Source organism: Selenomonas oralis (assembly GCF_051603425.1).
Classification (GTDB): Bacteria; Bacillota; Negativicutes; order Selenomonadales; family Selenomonadaceae; genus Selenomonas; species Selenomonas sputigena_A.
Genome location: NZ_CP194411.1, coordinates 1,305,485 through 1,328,005, shown reverse-complemented (window position 1 = coordinate 1,328,005; position 22,521 = coordinate 1,305,485). Strand labels below are relative to the sequence as shown.

Annotated in this window: 20 protein-coding genes and 1 tRNA gene; 6 read left to right on the top strand and 15 right to left on the bottom strand. The window is 56.6% G+C overall.

Going from position 1 to position 22,521, the window contains the following annotated elements; genetic code table 11:
• Positions 1-12 precede the first annotated feature (12 nt).
• The 6 genes from ACRTGH_RS06365 to ACRTGH_RS06340 form a co-directional block, all read right to left on the bottom strand.
• Positions 13-972: an ABC transporter permease gene (locus tag ACRTGH_RS06365; RefSeq protein ID WP_368848048.1), complete on the bottom strand. Its 960-nt coding sequence runs from the start codon at positions 970-972 to the stop codon at positions 13-15.
• Positions 969-2,480 carry a sugar ABC transporter ATP-binding protein gene (locus ACRTGH_RS06360; RefSeq protein WP_368848049.1) on the bottom strand — a complete coding sequence of 504 codons (1,512 nt, stop codon included), beginning with the start codon at positions 2,478-2,480 and terminating at the stop codon, positions 969-971. Before ACRTGH_RS06360 ends, ACRTGH_RS06365 begins: the two co-directional genes overlap by 4 nt.
• 62 nt (positions 2,481-2,542) lie before the next feature.
• Positions 2,543-3,541, bottom strand: a complete 999-nt coding sequence (locus ACRTGH_RS06355; RefSeq protein ID WP_368848050.1) for a sugar ABC transporter substrate-binding protein — start codon at positions 3,539-3,541, stop codon at positions 2,543-2,545.
• Positions 3,542-3,577: 36 nt separating this feature from the next.
• Positions 3,578-4,414 (bottom strand): class II fructose-bisphosphate aldolase, encoded by an 837-nt coding sequence (locus tag ACRTGH_RS06350; protein WP_368848051.1) that lies wholly within the window; start codon positions 4,412-4,414, stop codon positions 3,578-3,580.
• 2 nt (positions 4,415-4,416) lie between these two features.
• Positions 4,417-5,913, bottom strand: a complete 1,497-nt coding sequence (locus tag ACRTGH_RS06345; protein WP_368848052.1) for an FGGY-family carbohydrate kinase — start codon at positions 5,911-5,913, stop codon at positions 4,417-4,419.
• 383 nt (positions 5,914-6,296) lie between these two features.
• Entirely contained in the window at positions 6,297-6,731 is a 435-nt protein-coding gene (locus tag ACRTGH_RS06340; protein ID WP_368848053.1) for a hypothetical protein, read from the bottom strand.
• 203 nt (positions 6,732-6,934) lie between these two features.
• Here ACRTGH_RS06340 and ACRTGH_RS06335 point away from each other — a divergent pair, with 203 nt between their 5' ends.
• Entirely contained in the window at positions 6,935-7,861 is a 927-nt protein-coding gene (locus ACRTGH_RS06335) for a ketopantoate reductase family protein (protein ID WP_368848054.1), read from the top strand.
• A gap of 90 nt (positions 7,862-7,951) precedes the next feature.
• The gene (locus tag ACRTGH_RS06330) at positions 7,952-9,100 is read left to right on the top strand and encodes a glycerate kinase family protein (protein WP_368848055.1); all 1,149 of its coding nucleotides are present in this window, start codon (positions 7,952-7,954) and stop codon (positions 9,098-9,100) included.
• A 52-nt stretch (positions 9,101-9,152) separates the two neighbouring features.
• Here ACRTGH_RS06330 and ACRTGH_RS06325 read toward each other — a convergent pair.
• A tRNA-Val gene (locus tag ACRTGH_RS06325) sits at positions 9,153-9,229 on the bottom strand.
• Between the two features lie 245 nt (positions 9,230-9,474).
• Here ACRTGH_RS06325 and rnhA point away from each other — a divergent pair.
• On the top strand, positions 9,475-10,206 hold the full coding sequence (gene rnhA / locus ACRTGH_RS06320; RefSeq protein ID WP_368848056.1) for a ribonuclease HI: 732 nt from the start codon (positions 9,475-9,477) through the stop codon (positions 10,204-10,206).
• A gap of 27 nt (positions 10,207-10,233) precedes the next feature.
• Here rnhA and ACRTGH_RS06315 read toward each other — a convergent pair whose 3' ends face one another.
• The 5 genes from ACRTGH_RS06315 to glyA all read right to left on the bottom strand — a co-directional run bounded on the left by ACRTGH_RS06315 (position 10,234) and on the right by glyA (position 16,177).
• Positions 10,234-11,619, bottom strand: a complete 1,386-nt coding sequence (locus tag ACRTGH_RS06315) for a DUF805 domain-containing protein (RefSeq protein WP_438474057.1) — start codon at positions 11,617-11,619, stop codon at positions 10,234-10,236.
• 143 nt (positions 11,620-11,762) lie between these two features.
• Positions 11,763-12,671, bottom strand: coding sequence for a Ppx/GppA phosphatase family protein (locus ACRTGH_RS06310; protein WP_368848058.1), 909 nt, complete (start codon positions 12,669-12,671; stop codon positions 11,763-11,765).
• 141 nt (positions 12,672-12,812) lie between these two features.
• Positions 12,813-14,027, bottom strand: a complete 1,215-nt coding sequence (locus ACRTGH_RS06305) for an RtcB family protein (protein ID WP_368848059.1) — start codon at positions 14,025-14,027, stop codon at positions 12,813-12,815.
• Between the two features lie 242 nt (positions 14,028-14,269).
• A complete protein-coding gene (gene upp, locus ACRTGH_RS06300) occupies positions 14,270-14,917 on the bottom strand; it encodes a uracil phosphoribosyltransferase (protein WP_368848060.1) in 648 nt (215 codons plus the stop codon).
• 12 nt (positions 14,918-14,929) lie between these two features.
• The gene (gene glyA / locus ACRTGH_RS06295; protein ID WP_368848061.1) at positions 14,930-16,177 is read right to left on the bottom strand and encodes a serine hydroxymethyltransferase; all 1,248 of its coding nucleotides are present in this window, start codon (positions 16,175-16,177) and stop codon (positions 14,930-14,932) included.
• Positions 16,178-16,449: 272 nt separating this feature from the next.
• Here glyA and ACRTGH_RS06290 point away from each other — a divergent pair, with 272 nt between their 5' ends.
• Both ACRTGH_RS06290 and ACRTGH_RS06285 read left to right on the top strand, forming a co-directional pair.
• The gene (locus ACRTGH_RS06290) at positions 16,450-17,301 is read left to right on the top strand and encodes a hypothetical protein (protein WP_368848062.1); all 852 of its coding nucleotides are present in this window, start codon (positions 16,450-16,452) and stop codon (positions 17,299-17,301) included.
• Between the two features lie 131 nt (positions 17,302-17,432).
• A complete protein-coding gene (locus tag ACRTGH_RS06285; protein ID WP_368848073.1) occupies positions 17,433-18,290 on the top strand; it encodes an MBL fold metallo-hydrolase in 858 nt (285 codons plus the stop codon).
• 134 nt (positions 18,291-18,424) lie between these two features.
• Here the strand turns inward: ACRTGH_RS06285 and ACRTGH_RS06280 are convergent, their stop codons facing one another.
• Complete coding sequence (locus tag ACRTGH_RS06280) at positions 18,425-18,781, bottom strand: hypothetical protein (RefSeq protein ID WP_368848063.1); 357 nt, start codon at positions 18,779-18,781, stop codon at positions 18,425-18,427.
• A gap of 107 nt (positions 18,782-18,888) precedes the next feature.
• Entirely contained in the window at positions 18,889-19,452 is a 564-nt protein-coding gene (locus tag ACRTGH_RS06275; protein ID WP_368848064.1) for a beta-class carbonic anhydrase, read from the bottom strand.
• A 317-nt stretch (positions 19,453-19,769) separates the two neighbouring features.
• On the opposite strand from ACRTGH_RS06275, the gene trxA reads away from it, so the two are divergent.
• Positions 19,770-20,078, top strand: coding sequence for a thioredoxin (trxA, locus tag ACRTGH_RS06270; RefSeq protein WP_368848065.1), 309 nt, complete (start codon positions 19,770-19,772; stop codon positions 20,076-20,078).
• Positions 20,079-20,236: 158 nt separating this feature from the next.
• Here trxA and ACRTGH_RS06265 read toward each other — a convergent pair whose 3' ends face one another.
• Positions 20,237-22,462, bottom strand: coding sequence for a methyl-accepting chemotaxis protein (locus tag ACRTGH_RS06265; protein WP_368848066.1), 2,226 nt, complete (start codon positions 22,460-22,462; stop codon positions 20,237-20,239).
• Between the last annotated feature and the right edge of the window lie 59 nt (positions 22,463-22,521).

Sequence of the window (22,521 nt, the reverse complement as noted above, 5' to 3'; positions counted from 1 at the left end):
CCTTATCTGAACTTACTTATTCATCATGCGCATACGCGCCTTCTTCGAGTAAGCAGAGAACGCCACCGCACCAATCAGCACGAGCCCCTTGACGAACTGCTGCACATAATCGTTGATGTTGCACATGATCATGCCCGTGCCCAGAACGCCCATGATGAGCACACCAATGACAACCATACCGATGCGCCCCTCACCACCCATGATGTTCACACCAGCAAGGACAACAGCCGTAATGGCATCCATCTCATAGCCAAGTCCAGCCGCAGGCTGCCCGCTGTTCGTGCGCGAAAGCAGGACAAGGCCGGCAAGGCCGGACAGAAACCCACTGATTGCATAGGCCATATATTTGACACGTACAACGTTTACACCGGAGAGACGGGACGCTTCCTCGTTCCCCCCCACACCGTAAAGATGACGCCCGAATGCCGTTTTTTCCAAACTGATAAAAGCCAGTACAAAAACAAGGGCCGCCAATAGAACCGGGTACGGAACGGGGCCGAGGCTGCTGTTGGCAAACTCGCCAAAACTCGGATTGAAGCCAAAAACCGGCATACCGTCCGTCACGATATACGCCAGGCCTCGCAAGGATGTCATGACTCCCAACGTAACAATCAGAGCAGGGATGTTGAAATGCGTGATAAAAAAACCGCTGACAATCCCATAAATCGCGGCAATTGCCAAAACGATGAGGCAAGCGCCAAAAATGTTGATGCCATTCAGCATAAGGATAGCTGCTGTGACGGCAGATACACCTGCGACCGAACCGACAGAAAGATCGATTCCTCCCGTCAGCATGACATAAGTCATACCAACGGAAATAATCCCTATGATTGATACTTGCCGCAAAATCGTGAACATCGTCGAAACTTTCATGAAATTTGTCGTGGCAACTGAAAATCCTGCAATAAGCAGCAGAAGGATCAGGATGATCCCATAGTTCAACAGCCAACTGACGACATTGTTCCTCTTCATGCGTATCCCTCCTGAGGTTCTTGGCTGGAAGCCAGTTCCAATAATTTTCCCTGGGAAAATTCTGTTTTTTCCAGAATACCAGAAATGCAGCCATCACACATGACGACGATGCGGTCAGACATGCCGATCAGTTCCGGCATCTCCGAACTGATCATGAGAATGGCCTTTCCCTGTGCCGTGATTTGCCGCATGAGTTCATAGATTTCATACTTTGCCCCAACGTCAATACCACGTGTGGGCTCGTCAAAAATCAGGATGTCACAGTCCGTCGCAAGCATTTTCCCCAATACGACCTTCTGTTGGTTTCCCCCCGACAAATTCTGAACAAGCTGCTCCATATCCGGCGTTTTTATATTGAGATCTTGTATATATTTTTGTACCCAGTCTGTTTCTTTTGTATGGTTCACATAATGTATGAAACGAGATGAGCATTGTTTCAGGACACTGTAAATAACATTTTCCCGCACGCTCAGCCCCGCCACAATACCCTGCCGCTTGCGGTCTTCGGGTATTAGGCCAATACCTGATCGCAACGCGTCTTCCGGTGAACGAGGCATATAATCCCTGCCTTTCAATGTCATTTTTCCTTTTTGGCAGGAATCCGCGCCAAAAATTATCCGTGCTATTTCCGTACGTCCAGCACCAACCAGTCCACCAAAACCAAGAATTTCTCCTTGATGCAATTCAAAAGATACGTCCTTCACTTTCCGATTCGTCAATCCCTCGGCCTTCAGCAGAACCGATCCCACCGGGTTGCGTGAAGCGGGAAAATCATTCGCCAACTCACGCCCCACCATATAAGAAATCAATTGCTTCTTGTTAAGTTCCCCAATATCCCGTGTCGTAATATATTTTCCATCGCAAAACACAGTGACCCTACGGCAAAGTTCAAACACCTCTTCCAGTCGATGCGAAATAAAGATAATCGTCACGCCTTTTTGCTGCAGCCTGCGCACAATGCGGAAGAAAATCTCTGTTTCTTTCAAGGTAAGCGGCGCTGTTGGCTCATCCATAATCAAAAGGCGCGCATTGCGTGATACCGCTTTCATTATTTCGACAATTTGCTGATATGCCACACCCAGATCACAGACTCTTTCCTGGATATCAAGCTGTATACCCATGCTTTGACAAAGCTCGCGCGACCGACGATTCATCTCATTTTTGTCCAGCAAAACGCCATTCGTTGCTTCCCTGCCGAAAAAAATATTTTCAGCAACGGAAAGATACGGAATGAGACTGAACTCCTGATAGATCACACTAATGCCTAAAGCCATGGATTCTTGCGGCGTCAAATGCTCATATTTCCTGCCATCAAATTCGATAATTCCCTGTGTAGGCGTATCCGCACCGGCGAGCATCTTGATGAAGGTGGATTTTCCCGCGCCGTTTTCACCACAAATTGCATGGGTCTCCCCTTCGTAAATCGTAAAATTGATATCATCCAACGCCTTAACACCGGGATAAGTCTTGGATAAATGATGAATTTTCAAAATCGGTTTTTTTTCCATAACGATACTCCCTTAAAGAAGAAGCCTCAGGCATGCAACCCGAGGCTTCCTTTTTTCTGCACTCAGCCTTTCGGGACGTATTTTCCACTCAAGAGATCTTCCGCCGGAACTGGTACGGGATCAAACACAATGGTCTCCTGCGTAGCTGGAATGCCCTCACGGATGTACTTAATCAGCATCTTTGCGCTCTCATAACCAGCCTTATAGGGAAAGAGGTCAACCGTGCCGCGATAAATGGAATTCGGCTTCTTCATTGCCGCCAGGCATTCCGAAGTCGCATCCCCCGAGAACACCGCGCGGTCATCCCCGGAAATATTAGCTCCGACCATTGCCTGGTATCCTCCCAGTCCGCCGGAATCATTTGTCGCCACCACAACGTTCAGGTCGGGATGCTGCTGCAGAACACTTTCTATAATTTTCATGCCAAGTTCAGGCGTATCGCCAGCCTGCCGAGAGACAATTTCTACATTGGGGCACATCTTCTTGATTGTCTCCTCAACGCCATTGCCGCGTGGAATCACAGAATCCACATTATCCTGGGAAATGATGGCCACCTTTACCTTATCCTTGGAGCCGAGAGTTTTGTTGATCCACTCCGCGGCCTGCTTGCCAATCGCCTCACCATAGGAATATTCATCGACAATATAGCGCATGTTCACGTTATCCTGACTTTGCGCTACGCAGCTCACAACGATTTTTTCAGCCTTCGCCTTGTCAACAATACTCTTCGTGGCATTCTGATCGATCGGTGAAATCATGATGCCGCTGTATCCGGCACTTACAAGGCTTTCCATATCATTGACCTGCTTATCGACTTTATACTGCGAATCGATGGTCAGAGCCTCCACACCTTCTTCTTTGCAGGCATCCTCGAATCCTTTCTTGACCGAAACAAACCATGGGTTACCGAGATTCATACAAACAAACCCGAGCTTGATGGCGCCTTTCCCATCCGAACCAGCAGAGCCGTCCTTATCGGATGAACCACAGCCGGACAGCAGGGTACTGACAGCAAAAACCACTGCCAACAAAAGAAACGACCATTTCTCTCTCATTTTCATTTCCATCCATCTCCTTTTTCTTAACGCCATTTTCCCTTACTGCTCCGCTTTCTCATTGAAGGCTCGTAAAACTTTCTCGACATGGGCAGAAATTGCCGTCCGCCCCCAAGAAACAACTTCATGATAATAGGCAACGCCCTCCGTTTTGGCAAGGCATTCTCGCACAGCCTCTCCCGCAGCTTTGGCCATATACGTGTAGTAATTGATCTTGCGTATGCCGCATTGGATGGCATGCCTATAATCGTCAAAAGAAATTCCTGATCCCCCATGCATAACCAAAGGAACAGTGGTCTTTGCATGAATATCCTCCAAACGCAGAAAATCCAACTTCGGAGGATCTTTGTAGATGCCATGAGCCGTTCCAAAAGCGTAGGCCAATGCCTCCAGTGGAACAGCTTCGGCAAATGCAGCTGCGGCTTCGGGATCAGTGCAGCGCCCAATAGGTTCTTCCGTATCTCGGGCAATCACACCAAGCTCAGCTTCCAACGAAACACCTGCCGCATGCGCCACACCCGCAACCTTTTTTGTTCGTGCAAGATTTTCTTCGTAAGGCAAGCGCGAGCCATCGTACATCACAGATGTAAAGCCGAGATCGATTGCCTTTTGTATATACTCCAGAGTCTCTCCATGATCCAAGTGCACACAGACGGGAACAGCCGCCTGTTTCGCCGCATGGAGCAAAATAGGAGCGATAGTTTCCAGCGGAATCAGAGCCTCATGCACCTGTGCGTGCATGAGTATGACAGGGCAGCCTACTCTTTCGGCCGCTTCCACAACCCCTAAAACCGTCTCAAGGTTCGGTGCGTTGAAGGAGCCTACAGCCGTATGTTTTTCCTCCATGCCAGAAAGAATCCCCTTCATGTCAACCAGCATCATCAGCCCTCCTCGCGAAAAGACTTCATCATAGAATAAAGCGGCGAATACCTGGCAAAACGCTCCGCATGAATGGCATTCCTTGCCTTATTCGGCTCATACGTGTTCCTTTCATGAACAAAACAGGCAGCGGCCTCCTGGAGATCCTGAAAGCAGCCCACGGCACAAGCGGCAAGCATGGCCGACCCCGTCGCTCCCGCCTCTTCTGTCCGCATGGAAGTAACGGGGACACCTAAAACATCCGCCTTGATCTGCGTCCACAATGCAGATTTTGCTCCACCGCCGGATGTACGCAAAGATTGGACACAAATCCCAGCCCTCAGCAAATAGCGGCGGTTCACCTCCATTTCATAGGCAACTCCCTCCATCATCGCTTTATAAACATCCTTGCCGCTATGCTCCAAGGAAAGCCCAAGAATCGCTCCCTTTGCTCCTTCATCCATATAAGGCGTTGCCGCCCCGTTGAAATGCGGCAGCACAAAAAGTGTCCCGGGAGACGCACTCATTCCCGCCTCCATAAGATCATGCACGCTCCGACCTTCCTTTTGGGAAGCCTCCATTTCCTGTCGGGCAAAGTTTCTGCAATACCATTGGAGCAAAGCTCCCCCCGTAAACGAGAATGCGTAGCATACATACTTTTCAGGAAGCACATACGGCACTACAGCAATACCGCCTTGAGCCAACAATTGCGAATCCGGAAAGCTGTCCAGTATGGGCGTCATACACTCCACAGTCCCAGCGCCATCCACTGCCGTCCCTGGAGCAAAAAGCCCAGAGCCCAGGGCTGCTGCCACTTGATCATGACAGCCCGACACAATAAGCACTTCCTGCGCCGCTTTCCATTCAGTTGCCAAGCTATGGCGTAAATTTCCCGCCACGGTTCCGGAAGGCGCCGGACGCGAAAAAAGGCTCTCCGGGATTCCGACATAGCTCAAGAGCTCTTTGCACCAAACTTTTTTGCGAATGGAGAAGGCTGCTGTACGAGATGCAAGCGAATAGTCTATTTGGGCGACTCCGCTCAGACGGTAAACGATGTAATCCTGCATCAACAGAATCCGGCGGGCACGCCGAAATACCTCGGGATGATTTTCCTTCAACCAAAGGAGTTTGGGCAAGGAATACATGGGGTGCAAGGGAACTCCAACGGTCGCCGCGACCTCATCTGCGGGGAGCTCGCGCTGCATTCTTGCCGCCTGTTCCCCTCCTCTCGGGTCACCATACAACATAACGGGAAACAACGGTGCATCCTCTGCATCCAGCACAACAAAGGATTCGCCGAAGGAAGTCACAGCAATTGCGCCGATGTCCCTGCAAGAGGCAAACGCATCTGCCAAACAACCCGCGACAGCTTGCCAAACATCCTCTGCATCAAGCTCCTGATATCCATCATGCCGCTGTAACGGACAAGGACGAGAAAACTTCTGCCAAAGATTGCCTTCCGTATCGTAGAGAACGACTTTGCAATTAGTGGAGCCAATATCCATGCCGGCAATCAGCATCTCTTTCACCTCCTTTCGGCCTCATTTTATCATTATCCGATAAATAAAAAAACTCAGAATATATTAACAAGTGTGTGGTTTTCTTAAGGCCTGTCACTAAAAAGTTCCTCGGGAAACAGCAATAGAATGAAGTCCGCCAGATTAGCACAAGTTACACTCACAAACGTCCATTTTCTGTATATTGCGCGCCGTCCTTCCAGGAACCTAGCCAAGCGGAAGATTGTCCGCCGCAAAGAAACCGGAAAAGATGTGCCAAGATGGCAGTGCTGAATTCATCTATGCTTCCTCAAATAAAAAATCCCCGGGATAGGCTTTATTTCAAGTCCTATCCCGGGGATTTCAATAACATGTCTGTCCATGATTCTGTTTTATTTTCATCCCAATCAGCTCTGCAGAGCCCTGACTTTGGCGATCATGGCGTCGCGCTTCATCTTTTCCTCGCGTGCACGCGCCACGGCGCGCTCCTTAAAGGCCGCGAGCTCCGCCTCATCCGTCAGCTCCACGGGACCTTCCATGCGGCGGCAGACGATGTAGAGAATCGTCACCGTCAGAGCCGTGGCCGCAATGGCGATGAACGCATGCGGATAGCCCGTCGCATCGACGAAGCGCTGTCCGAGGATCCAAAGCACGCCGACCGGTAGCCATGCCGCCAGCATCACGAAGGCAAATCCCAAGACGAACATGTTCTTCATCTTCCCCGAAGAAAGCACGCGAATGGAAAACCCAAGATAATGGAATATACCCAGCACGATATATTGCCCAACAAAAAAACCGATAGCAGCCATGACGATCCAGCCAATCTGCGGTATTTCTCCCACGGTGAAAGCCTCCTTCTCTATCCTTTGGCTTTTATTATAACATAAGCGCTCGATTTTCCCAAGTCATGGAAGGGGAAATTTCCGGGGAATCTTTATTTATCCGCCTTATGCCCCATTTTGCCCGGCCCCTTCGCTCCATAACAAAAGAACCTGTGATATAATGGGACAAACCGTTGGCAACGATTTGGAGGGAGGATTCCATCATGAAATTCGCAATGTTCGGTGCAGGCGGCACGGGCGGCGTGCTCGGCGGCTATCTTGCGCTCGCAGGAAACGACGTCACCCTGATCGCGCGCGGCCGCCACCTCGAGGCGCTGCAGAAAAACGGCCTGACGATCGAATCGCAGCACCGCGGCACGCTTCACATCAAAAACATCCGAGCACAGACAACGGACAGCTACGACGAAACACCCGACGTGCTCTTTGTCTGCTGCAAATACTACGGTCTGCCGGATGCCGTCGCCTTCGCCAAAAAGGCGGCCTCGCCCGACACGCTCATCATTCCGATTCTGAACGTCTTCGGCACGGGCGAGGTCATGCAGGCGGATCTGCCCGGCCTCACCTGCCTCGACGGCTGCATCTACGTCTTCGGCAGCTTGAAGGAACCCGGCGTCATCGAGCAGCCGCAGAAGATTCTGCGCGTGATTTTCGGCTTCCGCCCCGACGCGGACAAGCGCCTGGAGGAAAAGGCCAAAGCGCTGGAAAGGCTCCTGCAGGCGGCGGACATACGCGGCCATTACAGCCTCGACATCCGCCGCGACGCCCTGACGAAGTTTGCCTTCGTCTCTCCCATGGGCGCGGCGGGGCTCTACCACAACGTGACGAGCGAGGCTTTTCAGAAACCGGGCGCCGTGCGCGACACCTATATATCCCTCATCCGGGAAGTCGATGCGCTCGGCCGGGCCATGGGCATCACTTTCGACAAGGATCTCGTAGAAACGGGCATCGCCTTCATCGACGCCTTCGCCCCCGGGCTGAAGACGAGCATGCAGCGGGATGTGGACAAGGGCGGCGTTTCCGAATTCGACGGGCTGGTGAACCGCGTCGTCGCCCTCGGCGAGCGCTATCATGTGCCCGTGCCGACCTACAAGAAGATCAGCGACTGGGGCAGGGAAAACGGGGTGAAGTAAAATCGTACGGCAAAAGCGCCCGGCAGCAAAGGATGCCGGACGCTTCTGTCTGTCACCCGGAATTTCCCAACAACGAAAGGGGAAACCTCCATGAAAATCATCATCGCCATCGACTCTTTCAAGGGCAGCCTCTCCTCCATGGCTGCGGGCGAAGCTGCCGCACGCGCCGCGCGTGAAGTCTTTCCCGCAGCCGAAGTGCGGGTCTTTCCGCTCGCGGACGGCGGCGAAGGCACCGTGGATGCGCTCACGCACGGCCTCGGCGGCGAGATCGTGCGCCTCGGCGTCACCGGGCCGCTGCAAAAGCCGGTCGACAGCCGCTTCGGCCTCCTCCCCGCCACGCATACGGCTGTCATCGAGATGGCCGACGCAGCAGGCCTGCCCCTCGTTCCCGCCGCCGAACGCGACCCGCGCCGCACGACGACATACGGCCTCGGGGAGCTGATTCTCGCCGCCATGGAGCGCGGCTGCCGTGAATTCATCATCGGCATCGGCGGCAGCGCGACGAACGACTGCGGCCTCGGCATGCTCACAGCCCTGGGAGCGAAGTTCCTCAATGCAGAGGGTGCGCCGGTCGGCATCACAGGCGGCGATCTTGCCGCCGTACGCCAGATCCGGTTGGACGGCCTTCATCCGACGCTCAGAGAGTGCCGCTTCCACATCGCCTGCGATGTGACGAACCCCCTCTGCGGCCCGAACGGCTGCTCGGCCGTCTACGGCCCGCAGAAAGGCGCAACACCCGCCATCGTAGAAGAAATGGATGCGGCAATCAAAGCTTTTGCCTTGCTTGCAGAAAAAGAACGCGGCATCTCCGGCGCGGAGCTTCCGGGTGCCGGCGCGGCAGGCGGTCTCGGTTTTGCCTTCCACGCCTTCCTCGGCGGCGAGCTCAAGCCTGGCATCACCCTCGTCCTCGACGTCATGAACATCAAGGATGCGCTCAAGGGCGCCGACCTCCTCCTGACAGGAGAAGGCCGTATGGATGCACAGACCGCCATGGGCAAGGCTCCCATCGGAGTCGCCCGGCTCGCCAAAGCAGAGAGTCCCGCCCTCAAGGCCATCGCCCTCTGCGGCTGCGCCCTGCCCGACGCCGAAGCGGTGAATCAAAGCGGCATCGACGCCTACTTTCCGATCCTCCATCTGCCCATGACGGTCACGGAAGCGATGGAAGAGGAAACGGCCCTGCGCAACCTGGAGCAAACGACGAAGCAAGCGTTAAGGCTCTATCGCGCCGCGTGCGAATAAAACTAAAAAAGCAGCAAAAAGCCGCCGCGCAGTGCGCGGCGGCAAAAAACTCTGGTGCTCATGGAGGGACTCGAACCCCCGACTTCCACCATGTGAGGGTGACACTCTAACCAACTGAGTTACATGAGCATTGATATAGTTACCTTGTGTATTATACACGATTTCCCCGCACTTTTCCAGCCCCTTAGGGCGACTTTTTTCGCCTTTATGCACACTTTTTTGTGGATAAGGCTGAGAATTTTGTGGATAACTTCACGAAGGTGCTCATTATTTGCAGACTTATCCACAAAAACTGGGGATAAGCTGTGCAGAACTCATAGTCTCATTTTTACAGCGCCTATAGTCAAAAAGATGGATTGGGAAAGGACGCAATCATGCAGAAAAAATTCTACGCCGTGAGGAACGGGCGGCAGACAGGCATATTCCAGACCTGGGACGACTGCCGCGCCCAAGTCGACGGCTTCCCCGGAGCGCGCTACAAAAGCTTCCCGACGCAAGAAGCCGCGCTCCTTTGGCTCAAAGAACCGCAGCCGCTCCATGCCCTGTTTCCTGCCCCTGAGGGAAGCGTCCAAACGCTGCCCCCGGCAAATCAGGGCGGCACGCTTCGCCGAAGCAGCGGAGCCCGCCGTACAAAAGACGCCGTCGAGCCGACCGAGCCGCAGGGCGACGCCTGCCACGTCTACACGGACGGCTCCTGCCTTAGAAATCCGAACGGCCCCGGCGGCTGGGCCGTCTGCATCGTCGAGGCGAACGCAGCGATGCGGACGCTCTCAGGCGGCCATCCGTCCACGACGAACAACCGCATGGAAATGACCGCTGCCATCGAAGCCCTGCGCCATATCCCCGAAGACCGTCCCCTGCTGCTCTCGACCGACAGCCAATACCTCAAGAACGGCATTACGAAATGGATCCACAGCTGGAAAAGGCGCGGCTGGAAGAAAGCCGACGGCGCCCCCGTGCTGAACCGGGAGCTTTGGCAGGAGCTTGACGCACTCATCACCGGACGTTCCATCACCTTCCAATGGGTCAAAGGACATGCCGGCCACAAATACAATGAAATCTGCGACACGCTGGCAAAAAAAGAAGCCGCCGCCTTTCTTCGCTAAGCGGCGGCCAAGAGCCGCAGGAAGCCGCTATAACCGTTTCAGGCACGAATCGCCGTAGACATTGATGCGAACCGGCCCCTTGACGAAAATCAGAGCGGCGAAAAGAAACACCTCGTAGACCTCGACGAGAAATGCCGCGGCGAGGATTTCCAAGCCGAAGGGCTCCCGCGCCAGGAACGTGATATCGCCATGCGCGAGCGCGAGGCGGACGATGAAGGCCAATACAAGAAAAAGCGGCACGCCGACAAACCAGCCGCTCCTGCCGATATCGTGCAGACGCTGCACCATGATGCCGGTGGGCAGGAAAAATGCCAGCGCCACGGAAGCGCAGGTACCGTACAGCGCCACATTCGCCCCCAGAAACGGCGGCAGGCGCTCCGCCGTCTCCAAAACGACGAATACGAGCAGGCAGAGGAAAAAGAGCAGGAAGAGGAGACGCAGCAGAAAACGCTTGCGGTTCATCCTCCCCTTGAATTGCATCATGCTCTGGAAAAAGGGGCAGGCCAGCTCCGGCCGCTCCCCGATATGCGGACGCAAACGTCCCGCACTCTCAAAGGGGCCAGCGGCATTGCTCGAAAAATCTCCCTCGGCAAAAAACATATAGAGATGCAGCACCCCAAAAAGAGCAAGCGCCGTCCCGCCAAAAGGCCACGCACTGTGGAGAAGCACACTGTCGGAAGCAATCCCCAGAAGCGACGGCAGCTGCAGGAATGTAATCAGCCAACAAGCCTCGCCGGCAAGGGCGATGAGAAGAAACGGGCAGACGACGAGGAGAAGCCATGCCGTATCGCCGTAACCGAGATCATGCCAACGCCGCATGCCCGCACGCAGGAAAACGAGCAGCAGCGCAAGCAGGGGCACGCTGACCAAAAAGACAGCGGCAAACCCTGCCGCCAATGAAATGCTCTCCGACGGCAGGCCGCGCCCTTCCCCGAGCCAAGCCAAAACAATCGCCGCCGCGCCGAAAATGGACGCCCCCAACAGGAAGCCTGCCAACAATACACCGACGAAATGGAGAACAAAGAGCGTCTTCCCCATACGGCCCTCCGGCGAGAACCATGTCTCGAAAAAACCTTGCACGAAACCGCGCTGCTCCATCGCCAAGCGCCTCGTATCCGTTTTATCCTCGTCCATCTCCTTTTGCCGCTCTGCCTCATCCTCGAGCAAGTCCTGCAAAAGCTCCGCCGCACTCTGGCGCGGCGCAGGCGCGTCCCCTTCATCCTCCGGCTTCTGCGTCGCTTCCTCGCCTTTCCGTTCTCGCTGCGGCATGGCAGACGCCGTGCGCTCCCCGTCATCCCCGGGCGGCGCAGCAACCGCCGGAGGCTGCTGCGCTCTGCCGTCTTCCGGCGCATCGCCCAGCAAATCCTCCAGCGCCGCCTCCCCGGAAAAGCTCTCGCGCCTCAGGCGTTCCAAAACGGCCTGGGTATCCTCCCCGGCCTTTCCTCTCCTCGTCATCCTGCCTCGTCAATCCTTTCCCCCTGGAATGAAACCGCGCCTTCCCCTCCCCCGGGCGCGCGTGAACAAGCGCTTTCCTGCCGCATATCCACGCACGGCGCTCAACGCTTCAAGATGCGGTCATAGATATAGCCCTCGCGCACGCCCGAATCGCTGTAGGCAATCGTGGGCGCGGCAAACCTTCGGGCAAGGATATCCGCGATGACGAGCCCCGGCAGAATCGTATGCATTCGATCCGGCACTGTGCGCATCAGAAGGATCGCCTCCTCCTCCGAAAGCTCCCTGTCGCGCGCAAAACGTCCGAGCACCTCCCCGATCCAGGCGGGCTCTATCGTATGTCCGTCCGCGCCTTCGAAAAGCGCTGCACAAAGGGCAGCCGTTCCCTTGAACGTGCCGCCGATTCCACAGATGGGCAGGCCGCAAACCCCGTCGAAGCCGCCTGCCGCAGCAATAATGCTCTCCGCATCCTCGCGCATCGCCAAAAGCTCTGTCCCCGAAGGCAGCACATCCTTCGTAAACTTCGTGTGCAAATAAAGAGAACCCACGGGCAGGCTCACCTTGCGCACGATCTGCTGCGCCTCATAATGCACGATCTCCGTACTGGCGCCGCCGATATCGACGAGCAGCCCGGCCTCCGCGGCCAAATCGTGCGTCGCGCCGATGAAATCAAGCTCCGCCTCCTCCTCGCCGCGAATCACATAAACGTCGAGACCCGTGCGCTCCTTGATCTCCCCGATAGCCTCGCGGCTGTTCGCCGCATTCCGCAAAGCTCCCGTCGTAAAAATCGTGACCGATGAGATGCGAAGCGCCGCCAGAAGCTTTCGGAAATCCTGCAATGCGTAGATCAGACGCTCTATGCCGCGCTGCTCAAGCACATTGTCGCGGATGAACGATGCCAGCCCCACCGTCGTATCCTTCTTCTTCATGACCTGCTCCACCGAAGCGCCGGAAAGCTGATAAACCGCCATGCGCACCGTATTCGAGCCGATATCAATAATTGCATGTATCATAAAAGGAACTCCTGTCCATACAAAACAGCCTGCGGCAAAAACAAAAAGCACCGCAAAAGCAAATACATTTCCTTGATTATACTATATCGCCTGAACGATGTCACACAAAAAGGGCTGCCGCGCGGCAGCCCTTCGTTTTTCTTACCATTTCTTTTCTTCCACGGCCTTGAAATTATAGACCGGCTTCATGACGTCGATGACTTCCACCGTATCGCCTATGACGTCGAGGATATCATGCAGCGACTTGTACGCCATCGGCGCCTCATCCAAAGTGCCTTCCGCGACGGAGGTCGTATAGACGCCGGACATTTCCCGACGGTATTCCTCCAGATCGAGGCTCGCCTTTGCCGCCATGCGCGACATGATGCGTCCCGCCCCGTGCGGCGCGGAAAAATTCCACTCCGGATTGCCTTTGCCGCGCGCCAGGATGCTGCCGTCGCGCATATTGACGGGGATCAGCACCAGCTCATCCTTATGGGCGGCAATCGCCCCTTTCCTGAGAATGCGCTCCTCCGTATCAATGTAGTTGTGGATCGTATGGAACGCCTCGCCGCCCTCAAGCCCGGCACGTTCCAACAGGATGCGCGCGATATGCTCACGGTTTTTGCGTGCAAAGTCCTGGCAGATCTCCACGTCGTGCAGGTATTGCTCCAAATATTTGCCCGAAACATAGCAGAGATCCTCCGGCATATCGAGCACCCGGCTCGCTGCCTTGAGCTCTTCCAGCGCTTTCTGGATCTCCTTTTCCCGCCCCGTCGCCCGATACTCCCGGATCAGATGCTCTATGCGCTCGGCCAGCGACTCCTCTCCCGAATTAAGTTCCACGGCGAGCTTTTGGTAGATCTCCGCCACCTGCTTGCCGAGATTGCGACTCCCCGTATGGATGACAAGCCAGCGTGTGCCATCCTTCGCCTCGTCGATCTCGATGAAGTGGTTGCCGCCGCCGAGCGTGCCGATGCTCTGCTCGATCCAGGAAAGGCGCTTCAGCTTGCCATGGCAATGGAGCGGCGTCAGATCGAAGTCCGCCGCCTTTTCCTCCCAAACGCTCATGCCCGACGGCACGAAATGCGCCGCCTCATCAAATCGGGCGAAGTCGATCGCCTGCTTGCCAAGATGAACCGTATACATGCCGCAGCCGATATCGACCCCGACGATATTGGGCACAGCCTTGTCCTGAATCGTCATCGTCGTACCGATCGTGCAGCCCTTGCCCGCATGGACATCCGGCATGATGCGGATGCGGCTGCCCGCTGTAAAATCGTAGTCGCACATGCGGCGAATCTGTTCACGCGCCCGCTCATCCATGATTTTCGCATAGGAAATGGCCGTCGCCACCATCCCCTTGATCTCTTCCATTTCGTCACCGCCGTTTCTGTACCCCGTGCAATGCAGCGTCTTTCCTTAAATTATAGCACAAAAAAGAGGCTGCCAAAAGCGACAGCCCCTATCCTATTTGGTTCAGAAGAAGTATTCGAGCCTGCTGAAGAAGCGGTTGAGGCCAGTCTTCCCCTCAGGTTCAGCCGAGAAGATCTCTTTGCCGTGGAAATAAATCAGCGTGCCGACGATGTTCCTGTCGAAGGCATAGCGATCCGTCGGGTTTACAAGGTGCCGAAGATGCGGTCGCCTGCGTCGCCGAGGCCGGGGACGATGTAGGCGCGCTCGTTGAGACGCTCATCGACGGCTGCGACATAGATGGGGACATCGGGATGCGCCTTGTTGACCGCACGCACGCCTTCGGGCGCAGATACGAGGCAGAGGAGCACGATGCTCTTCGCGCCCTTTTCCTTCAGGAGATCAAGCGCCGCCACGGAGCTGCCGCCGGTTGCCAGCATGGGATCGACGACGATGAACAAGCGCTCGCCGACATCGCTCGGCAGCTTGCAGTAATACTCGACAGGCTGCAGCGTCTTCGGGTCGCGGTAAAGGCCGATATGGCCGACGCGCGCTGCGGGCACGAGGCGCAGGACACCCTCGGCCATGCCGAGGCCTGCGCGCAGGATGGGGATGATGCCGAGCTTCTTGCCAGCCAGCCGCTTCGCACGGCAGGGTGCGACGGGCGTCTCGATGGAGACGTCCTCGAGCGGCAGGTCACGCGTGATTTCATAGGCCATGAGCATGGCGATTTCCTCCAAAAGCTCGCGGAAGTCCTTGGTACCCGTTTCCTTCATGCGCATAAGAGTGAGCTTGTGCTGGACAAGCGGATGGTCGATGATATGAACCATGAGTTTTTCCTTTGTATCTGTCATAGCCGCGCCTCCTCACTCGTAAAGGGGATACTTCCTGCAAAGGGCGTCCACACGTCCGACCGCCTGCTCTTTTGCAGCCTCGTCCTCGGGATTGTCGAGGACGAGCGCGATGATCGCGGCGACTTCCTTCATGTCCTCTTCCTTGAAGCCGCGCGTCGTAAGCGCAGGCGAACCAAGGCGAAGCCCGCTCGTAACGAACGGGGAAAGCGGCTCGAACGGAATCGTGTTGCGGTTCGCCGTGATGCCGACGCCGTCGAGGAGGTTCTGCGCCTCTTTGCCCGTGATGTTCTTGCTCCTGAGATCGACGAGCATCAGATGGTTGTCCGTGCCGCCCGAGACGATGCGGAAACCCTTTTCCTGCAATGCGGCGGCAAGCGTCTTGGCGTTCTTGACGACCTGCCTCGCGTACTCCTTGAAGGCGGGCTGCAGCGCCTCGTGGAGCGCCACGGCCTTGGCCGCGATGACGTGCATCAAAGGGCCGCCCTGAATGCCAGGGAAAATGGCCTTGTTAAACTGCTGCCCGAACTCGGCATCCTTCGTGAGGATCATGCCGCCGCGCGGCCCTCGAAGCGTCTTGTGCGTCGTCGTCGTAACGACGTCGGCCCAGGGCAGCGGGCTCGGATGCTCACCGCCCGCAACAAGCCCGGCGATATGCGCCATATCAACCATGAAGTAGGCGCCTGCAGCCTTGGCGATGGCAGCGAGACGTTCGAAGTCAAGCGTCCGCGCATAGGCGGAAGCACCTGCAACGATGAGCTTCGGAGACACTTCCTTCGCCTGCTTTTCGAGCGCTTCATAGTCGATGCACTCCGTCTCCTTATCCACGCCGTAGGGAACGACCTTGAAGTACTTGCCCGACATATTGACGGCGCTGCCATGCGTGAGGTGACCTCCGTCCGTGAGGTTCATGCCCATATAGGTGTCGCCGGGCGAGAGCAGCGCGAAGAATACCGCCATATTCGCCTGCGCTCCCGAATGCGGCTGCACATTGGCATAGCCTGCGCCGAAAAGCTCCTTCGCTCGCTCGATGGCAAGAGTCTCCGCAACGTCAACACATTCACAGCCGCCATAGTAGCGTTTGCCGGGATAACCTTCCGCATACTTGTTCGTCAGCACGCTGCCCTGCGCCTCCATGACGGCACGGCTCACAATGTTTTCCGAAGCAATGAGCTCCAGCTTGCTGCGCTGCCGTCCCAGCTCCGCGTCAATCGCTTGCCAAAGCTCCCTGTCCGTCGTCGCCAAAGTATCCATCAATGCCATATCATATGCCTCCTAATGGTCGCTTATGCCGACTGCAGGCAGACTCTGCCGCAGCCCCTTCGATTTCGCTATTTATTGTACTATGAAAACCCATGCCTCACAACAGCAAAAGCAAGGATTGCCTAAAAAAGTCCTTGCGGCAGATAAAAGTAAGCCCATCTCGGGCGAAAACTCCCTTGTTGAAAATTTTCCAATAAAATAGTATGATATCATTGAATTAAATGCGGGCATCCCAAAATCTGCCCCGCGGATTTCGTTTGGAGGACTTTTCTATGGGGAAGAGTATATTTTCGAGGGCGGGACTGATCACCTCGGAGGACAAGAAAGACCTGGAAAAGCGGCTCGACGAGCTCGAGCAGGCGATCGGCGACGCACACGCGACGCGGCGCCAGCAGGAGCACGACGCCGCGCGGCGCGAGCGTGCCGTCATGGAGCGCATTGACGATGTGGAGCGCACGGTAGCGCGCCGCATGGACGCGATCGAAGCGAGCATCGCACGGGAGATGGCTACGCTTTCGCATAACATCACGAAGGATCTCGCGGCCTTCCGCCCGAATCCCGGCATCGACACGAAAGCTCTCAGCAGCGCCGTCGAGCAGGAAATCTCACGCCAGATGGCAGCTTTTCGTGAGGAAAGCCAAAAGGGCGCGCAGGACTTGAAAAACTCCCTGGCTCTCACTTTGCAATATGTGGCCAATGCACAGGAACAGGGTTTTTCCGATATATTGAAGCGCCATGCAGCGATCGAGGCCGGACTGATCGAGACGGCGGGACAGATTGCCGAAGGCATCGAAAAGGAGCATGAGGCCATCTCCACCCAGCTCGCCTCGCTCGATACGGCGCAGCGCGACAGCGGCGAAGCGGCCGCCGTGCGCGAGCGCAAGCGCGACGAACAGACGTATCAGCTGCAGCAGTTCCTGCAAAATGTGGCCTCGGCACTCGAAACACTGGCGACGAAGAAAGATCTCGATCTGCTCGAAAGCCTTCTTCACCTGCAGGAAGTCAACCAACTCGTCAGCGGCATGGTGGAAAAACCGAAAGAGGAACCTTCTTCTTCCGCTCTTCTCGCGGAGAAAAAGACGGAATCCATGCTCATCCTGCCGCATGGGGTAAAACGCTTTTGAGCGGCGGCTTTTCAAGCGCGGCGTCCTTTTTCCTCACCGCCGGCAAATATGCCGATCAGGCGGCAGCCTTGAGCAGCACTGCCGCTTTCAAGAGGGCGCCTGCCGAAAGCAGCCATAAGGCGGCGCAGGACGTGACAAAGACGGCTGCGGCAGCGGACTGCGCCAAGGGGGGACGCATTTCCCTGCTCGCGAGCGGCAGCAAGGGAAACGCAGCCTATATCGAACTCGACGGCAAGCGCCTCCTCATCGATGCCGGCATCAGCGCGCGCCGCATCACACAGTCGCTCAAAGCCTTTGACGTCACGCCCTCCTCTTTGGACGGCATTTTCATCACACATGAGCACAGCGACCATATCAAGGGGCTTACGACCCTTCTCAAGCAGTATCGCCTACCTCTTTTCGCACGTCCGGCCACGCTGGCTGCCATTCGTGAGACGATCGAGGCACCGGACGACTGCTTTTTTCCCATGGAAGACGAGATCCGGCTGGGAGATGTGACCATTCGCAGCTTCCGGACGCTGCACGATGCCGCCGCGCCTGTCGGCTATACCGTCTGCGGCAGCGAAAAATGCTCTGTCGCGACCGACCTCGGCTTTCTGACCGACGACGTGCTCCATGCCATCGAAGGCTCCGATCTTCTCGTACTCGAGGCAAATCACGACCGCGAGATGCTGCAAAAAGGCTCCTACCCGCGCCGCTTGAAGCAGCGCATCCTCTCGAACCGCGGCCATCTCTCGAACAGCGCGGCGGCCTGGGCTCTCGTTCGCCTTAAGAAGCGACCGCGCGCCGTCTTTCTCGCGCACCTGAGCCAGGAAAACAACCGCCCGGATCTTGCGCTGCGCACGGTGCAGGCCATCCTCCAAAACCAAGGCATCGAGCAGGAAAATCTCATGCTCGGCGCACAGGACATGCCCATGAGCTTCGGCTTCGGCAGCCTTGAGGAGGACACGCCCGACAGGCCGCCCGCTCCCCTCTTCCCGGAAGGATGAACCGACGATTGACAGGCAAAGAACCCCCTTATTTCGGCAGGGCATCTGCACCTTGCCGAAATAAGGGGGTTCTTTTTTGCCTGTTTGAGCATCCTATACGGCGCAAAAGCGCTGTGCGCCTCGCACCTGAGGCTTCATCCCTCGGCCGCCAACTTCGCCGCCGTAGGATACGAGACGGAACTGCCGACAGCAAAGTGGACGATCCAGTCGGGGCGTCCCTCGACGGGAACCCAGAACTTGAATCCCTTGCCGTGATGCCCCTCAAAAGCAACGCCCACAGGCGCTGCCGTATCCGCCGCGCGATCGCACTGACAGCCCTTGTGGTTCTTGGGCTGCCCGATCTCCGAACACAACGTGCCGGGCTTCACGCCACGTTTTGCCCACTGCGGATTCACCGCGATGATCTCCCGGCTCTTCTGCGTGAGCATTGCCCTCTCGGGATAGTTGTCCCAAATCGCATGAAAAGCCGCAATGATTTCCTCGTCTGTCATATCCCTCTCCCCTTTCGCCTTCTATTCTTCTATTGTATACGGGAAAAGGCTCCTTTGCCGTAACGGATATCACAGTGAGGGACGGGGGGCCAGGCAGCTTTCCATGCTCATGCATCGCCGTTGACGATGAGATCGATCTTGCCGCTTCGCGGATGGAGCAGCAGCCCATGCACCTTGAGCGATTTCGGCAGAAACGGGTTTTCCCGCAGCTTTTGCACGACCTCCCGCACGTTTTCCACAGGGTGGCTGAAGCTGTCCGCCCAATGCACAAGCTCCTCGCGATAAGGAGCGATGTCCTCGTCCTTCACCCCGTGCGCGTGCATGGCGTCGAGCAGCCCCTGCGCCGTCGTCTTCGCCATACCGCATTCATCGTGGCCGACGACGAAGATTTCCTCGATGCCAAGCTCATACGTCGCGACCATGAGGCTGCGCACAACGCCGTCAAAGGGACCGACAAGCGTGTTGCCGACCGTCTTGACAAACTTCGCATCGCCGCGCTTCAATCCCAGAGCAGGCTCCAAAAGCTCCACGAGCCGCGTGTCCATACAGGTGAACACAGCGATCTTCTTCCGCGGCAGCTTGCTCTCGTGCACATCCTCGCCCGTATAGTCCACCGGCGGGTTCTCGCAATAGGCCTTGTTGGCCGCCAGCATCTCTTCCAGTCTCGTCATAAAATCTCCACCTCACAAAATCTTTCATAAAATCGCTGCCCGCTGCAGCACCTCACAAGAGAATTTCTTTTCGCCCATCATTGTAGAGGAAAAAACGCAGGATTGCAAGGAGACCAATGCCAAGAAAAGGAGCCACGCCCGCCGCCCGCAAAAGCAGCCCAGATCCGCACACCGGTTCCACCATGCTTTTATGGGCGCCGCAGATGTGCTATAATACCAGAAGAAGCAACGAAATTTAAAAGGAACGCACGGAGAAACGAGCGCCGTCAGATGGGCGCAGAATTTATCCGCGCTTTCCGGAACTGTGAGGGAATGAAATGACTCCGATTGAAATTACAAAAGAAAACTTCAAGAGCGAGGTCACCGATGCCAAGGGCACGGTACTCCTGGACTTCTGGGCGCCGTGGTGCGGTCCCTGCCGCATGCTCACGCCCATCGTCGACGAGGTCGCGACAGCGCACCCTGACGTGAAAGTCGGCAAGGTCAACATCGACGAGCAGCCCGAGCTGGCCGTCCAATTCGGCGTACAGTCGATCCCAACGCTCATCGTCTTCAAAGACGGCCAAAAGGCCAAGGAATCCGTCGGCCTCGTGCCGCGCGAAATGGTCGAAAGCATGCTCGACTGAGGCTGCCGAGAAGCCGGCTCGCCCAAAACCAACGGAACAAACCGACCGGCTGCCCCACAAAGAAGGAACTGCCGCATAAGCCAAAATCCGGCTTATGCGGCAGTTCTTTTTATGCATTGACGGGGATCCTTTGTGAGCCTGCTCCTTCACGCGCCCATCTAGGCGCCGCGCTCGATGTTCTTGATCATGCGGTTGATGTCGTCAATGCGCGCATTGGCCGTGGCGCTGACCTTTTCAAGTTCGCCGACGGAGCGCGAGGATTCGGCGATATGACGGAGACTATCGGCAAGCGTTTCTTCCAGTTTCGCCACCTGCTCATTGAATTGACGGTCGAAGGACGTCACCTTCTTGCTGATTTCCTCGTTGCTCGCCATGATATCGTCGATGGATTTCACCTCATGCAGTAGGCTTCTCACGGCCTCATCGGAAACCTCCAGGTTTTCCCGCGTCGTTTCCGAGAGCTTGCCGACCTCCTGCGCAACGACGGCAAAGCCGCGTCCCGTCTCGCCCGCGCGTGCCGCCTCGATCGTGGCATTGAGAGCGAGCAGATGGATCTGTGAGGCGATGCCGGTGATCAGCCCCATGACCTCGCTGATTTTCTGCGTGCCCTGCGCGAGCTTGCCCAGTGTCGGCGCGATATCGCTGCCTTGCTGGACGATCTGCCCGAAGAGCTGCTTCTGCTCTGCCGTTCCGTCCGAAAGATTTTTCAAAGAGGCCTGGATGGCACGAACCTCGTCCGAGATGCGCGCGATGGAGGAGATGATCCCCGGGATTTTCCCCTGGTATTCGTGGAACATCTGCACGAGATTGTCCTTGAGCGCGCCCACATGCGCCTGCCGGTCGATCATGCGGCGGAAGAAAAAGGCCTCGCAGTCGGCATAGATGCTCGCAAAGTTGTCGATGTAATCATCCAGAAATCCAACGCCGGACGGCACATGATAGAAGAAAATCGCCGTCAGCGTTTCGTTTACATGCAGTCCCGCGATTTCGCCGAAACTCGAAAAGCCCGCGACAGGCATTCCGCGGAACTGGTCAATATGCGCCGTTTCGCCCGCATAGGCGAGGCGGCGCAGGATGCAATCGTTCAAGATGCCGCCCAGCGGCTCAGGCTTTCCTTTGCAGAATTCCGCCAAACCGTGCCCGAGAGTGTCGGCGAGCGAGCCGCGCCGCATCAGATGCAGCCGTTCGCCCGTCACGATATCGCAGTAGAGGTTGACGCGGCCGCGCGCATGGTCAAGCGCACTGACAGAACGGATGAAATCTTCACCGTTGATGTCGGAGGCAAACGTATAATGCTGCATCGCCTCGTCCAGCTCGGCTGCCGACGATACGGAGAGCATGCGCTTCAGGGCGTCGATTGCGGGCAGCGTCTCGCCCGAATCCAACTGAACCGTTTCCATCGAGCGAAGAGCCGTCGATGCCTTATCGATGATGAAGGACGTGCCTGTCCTTTCCACAGCCTGCGTCTTGAAAATGCCGTAGCGGTAACCGCGCCGCAGGCGCACCAGCGTGATGACGCCGTGACCCTCGAGGCTCTCCTGTCCGTCGTACACGCAGGCGCGCCCCCGGGCGTCGGGTGCGCTCGATCCGCCGATATAGGGGCAGGGGAACTTCCTCGATTCGTAAAGAGCCTGCATGAGAAACGTCTCCGAGCGCGACAGCCCATCGATGTAAACAAGCGCAAACGTATGATAAAGGCTGATGCGGAACGGCGGATCATACCGCTCAATTTCACGCTTTATCGCCGAAAGACGCTCATCGAGGGTCATCTCTATGCGCTCCGCCTTGAGATCCCCGTCGTGGAGCGGAATGCTCATCGTGAACGTATCCTCGATCATGCGGCGCGAATAGGCTTGCAGGAGAACGCGTGCGCGCCCGTCGCCGGCTTCCTGGTAAAGCGTCGTGCTGCCCGCCGGACGGCAAAGCTCGCCTGCATCCGTCATCAGAACGACGCGCACATCGCTGCCGACGGCCTGATGGACGGCCGCCCCGACGTCCGCAAGATCCAGATCGGGAGAGACGAACCCGAGGATGAGCGCAATGCCGTCGGGCAGGGCGCTGAAATCCGCCAGCCCTTCCCGTGTGATTTCGGATCGGCGCAGGTACAGGACGGCGACATCCGTCCCGTGTTGTGCCTGCACTGTATTTACAGCCTTCCCATCGCCTACGGCAGCCGCGCCGCGCACGGCGGCGCTGACCTGCGGCAGGGGATTCGCCTTCACCCTGTCGCGCAGGGACGATCGCTGCTCCTCACTATTTTTCCCTCGGCTTTTGAAAAAGTCAAACATTATGAACTCCTCTCTCACACACTTGCGCAGGCTGCACGCACAAACCGCCGTTTCGTAGTAGACATTGTGCGCCACCCTTACGGAAACCTCGCCCATCGGTCCGCGCCCTTCGGGCTTGACCTCTCGGGGGTTCGTGGCAGTCCTATTTATTTCAG

Excerpts from the sequence above, each read along its gene's own strand:
- ACRTGH_RS06365 (WP_368848048.1), bottom strand. The coding sequence starts at position 972 with ATGAAGAGGAACAATGTCGTCAGTTGGCTGTTGAACTATGGGATCATC.
- ACRTGH_RS06360 (WP_368848049.1), bottom strand. The coding sequence starts at position 2,480 with ATGGAAAAAAAACCGATTTTGAAAATTCATCATTTATCCAAGACTTAT.
- ACRTGH_RS06355 (WP_368848050.1), bottom strand. The coding sequence starts at position 3,541 with ATGAAAATGAGAGAGAAATGGTCGTTTCTTTTGTTGGCAGTGGTTTTT.
- ACRTGH_RS06350 (WP_368848051.1), bottom strand. The coding sequence starts at position 4,414 with ATGCTGGTTGACATGAAGGGGATTCTTTCTGGCATGGAGGAAAAACAT.
- ACRTGH_RS06345 (WP_368848052.1), bottom strand. The coding sequence starts at position 5,913 with ATGCTGATTGCCGGCATGGATATTGGCTCCACTAATTGCAAAGTCGTT.
- ACRTGH_RS06335 (WP_368848054.1), top strand. The coding sequence starts at position 6,935 with ATGAAATTCGCAATGTTCGGTGCAGGCGGCACGGGCGGCGTGCTCGGC.
- ACRTGH_RS06330 (WP_368848055.1), top strand. The coding sequence starts at position 7,952 with ATGAAAATCATCATCGCCATCGACTCTTTCAAGGGCAGCCTCTCCTCC.
- rnhA (WP_368848056.1), top strand. The coding sequence starts at position 9,475 with ATGCAGAAAAAATTCTACGCCGTGAGGAACGGGCGGCAGACAGGCATA.
- ACRTGH_RS06310 (WP_368848058.1), bottom strand. The coding sequence starts at position 12,671 with ATGATACATGCAATTATTGATATCGGCTCGAATACGGTGCGCATGGCG.
- ACRTGH_RS06305 (WP_368848059.1), bottom strand. The coding sequence starts at position 14,027 with ATGGAAGAGATCAAGGGGATGGTGGCGACGGCCATTTCCTATGCGAAA.
- upp (WP_368848060.1), bottom strand. The coding sequence starts at position 14,917 with ATGACAGATACAAAGGAAAAACTCATGGTTCATATCATCGACCATCCG.
- glyA (WP_368848061.1), bottom strand. The coding sequence starts at position 16,177 with ATGGCATTGATGGATACTTTGGCGACGACGGACAGGGAGCTTTGGCAA.
- ACRTGH_RS06290 (WP_368848062.1), top strand. The coding sequence starts at position 16,450 with ATGGGGAAGAGTATATTTTCGAGGGCGGGACTGATCACCTCGGAGGAC.
- ACRTGH_RS06280 (WP_368848063.1), bottom strand. The coding sequence starts at position 18,781 with ATGACAGACGAGGAAATCATTGCGGCTTTTCATGCGATTTGGGACAAC.
- ACRTGH_RS06275 (WP_368848064.1), bottom strand. The coding sequence starts at position 19,452 with ATGACGAGACTGGAAGAGATGCTGGCGGCCAACAAGGCCTATTGCGAG.
- trxA (WP_368848065.1), top strand. The coding sequence starts at position 19,770 with ATGACTCCGATTGAAATTACAAAAGAAAACTTCAAGAGCGAGGTCACC.
- ACRTGH_RS06265 (WP_368848066.1), bottom strand. The coding sequence starts at position 22,462 with ATGGGCGAGGTTTCCGTAAGGGTGGCGCACAATGTCTACTACGAAACG.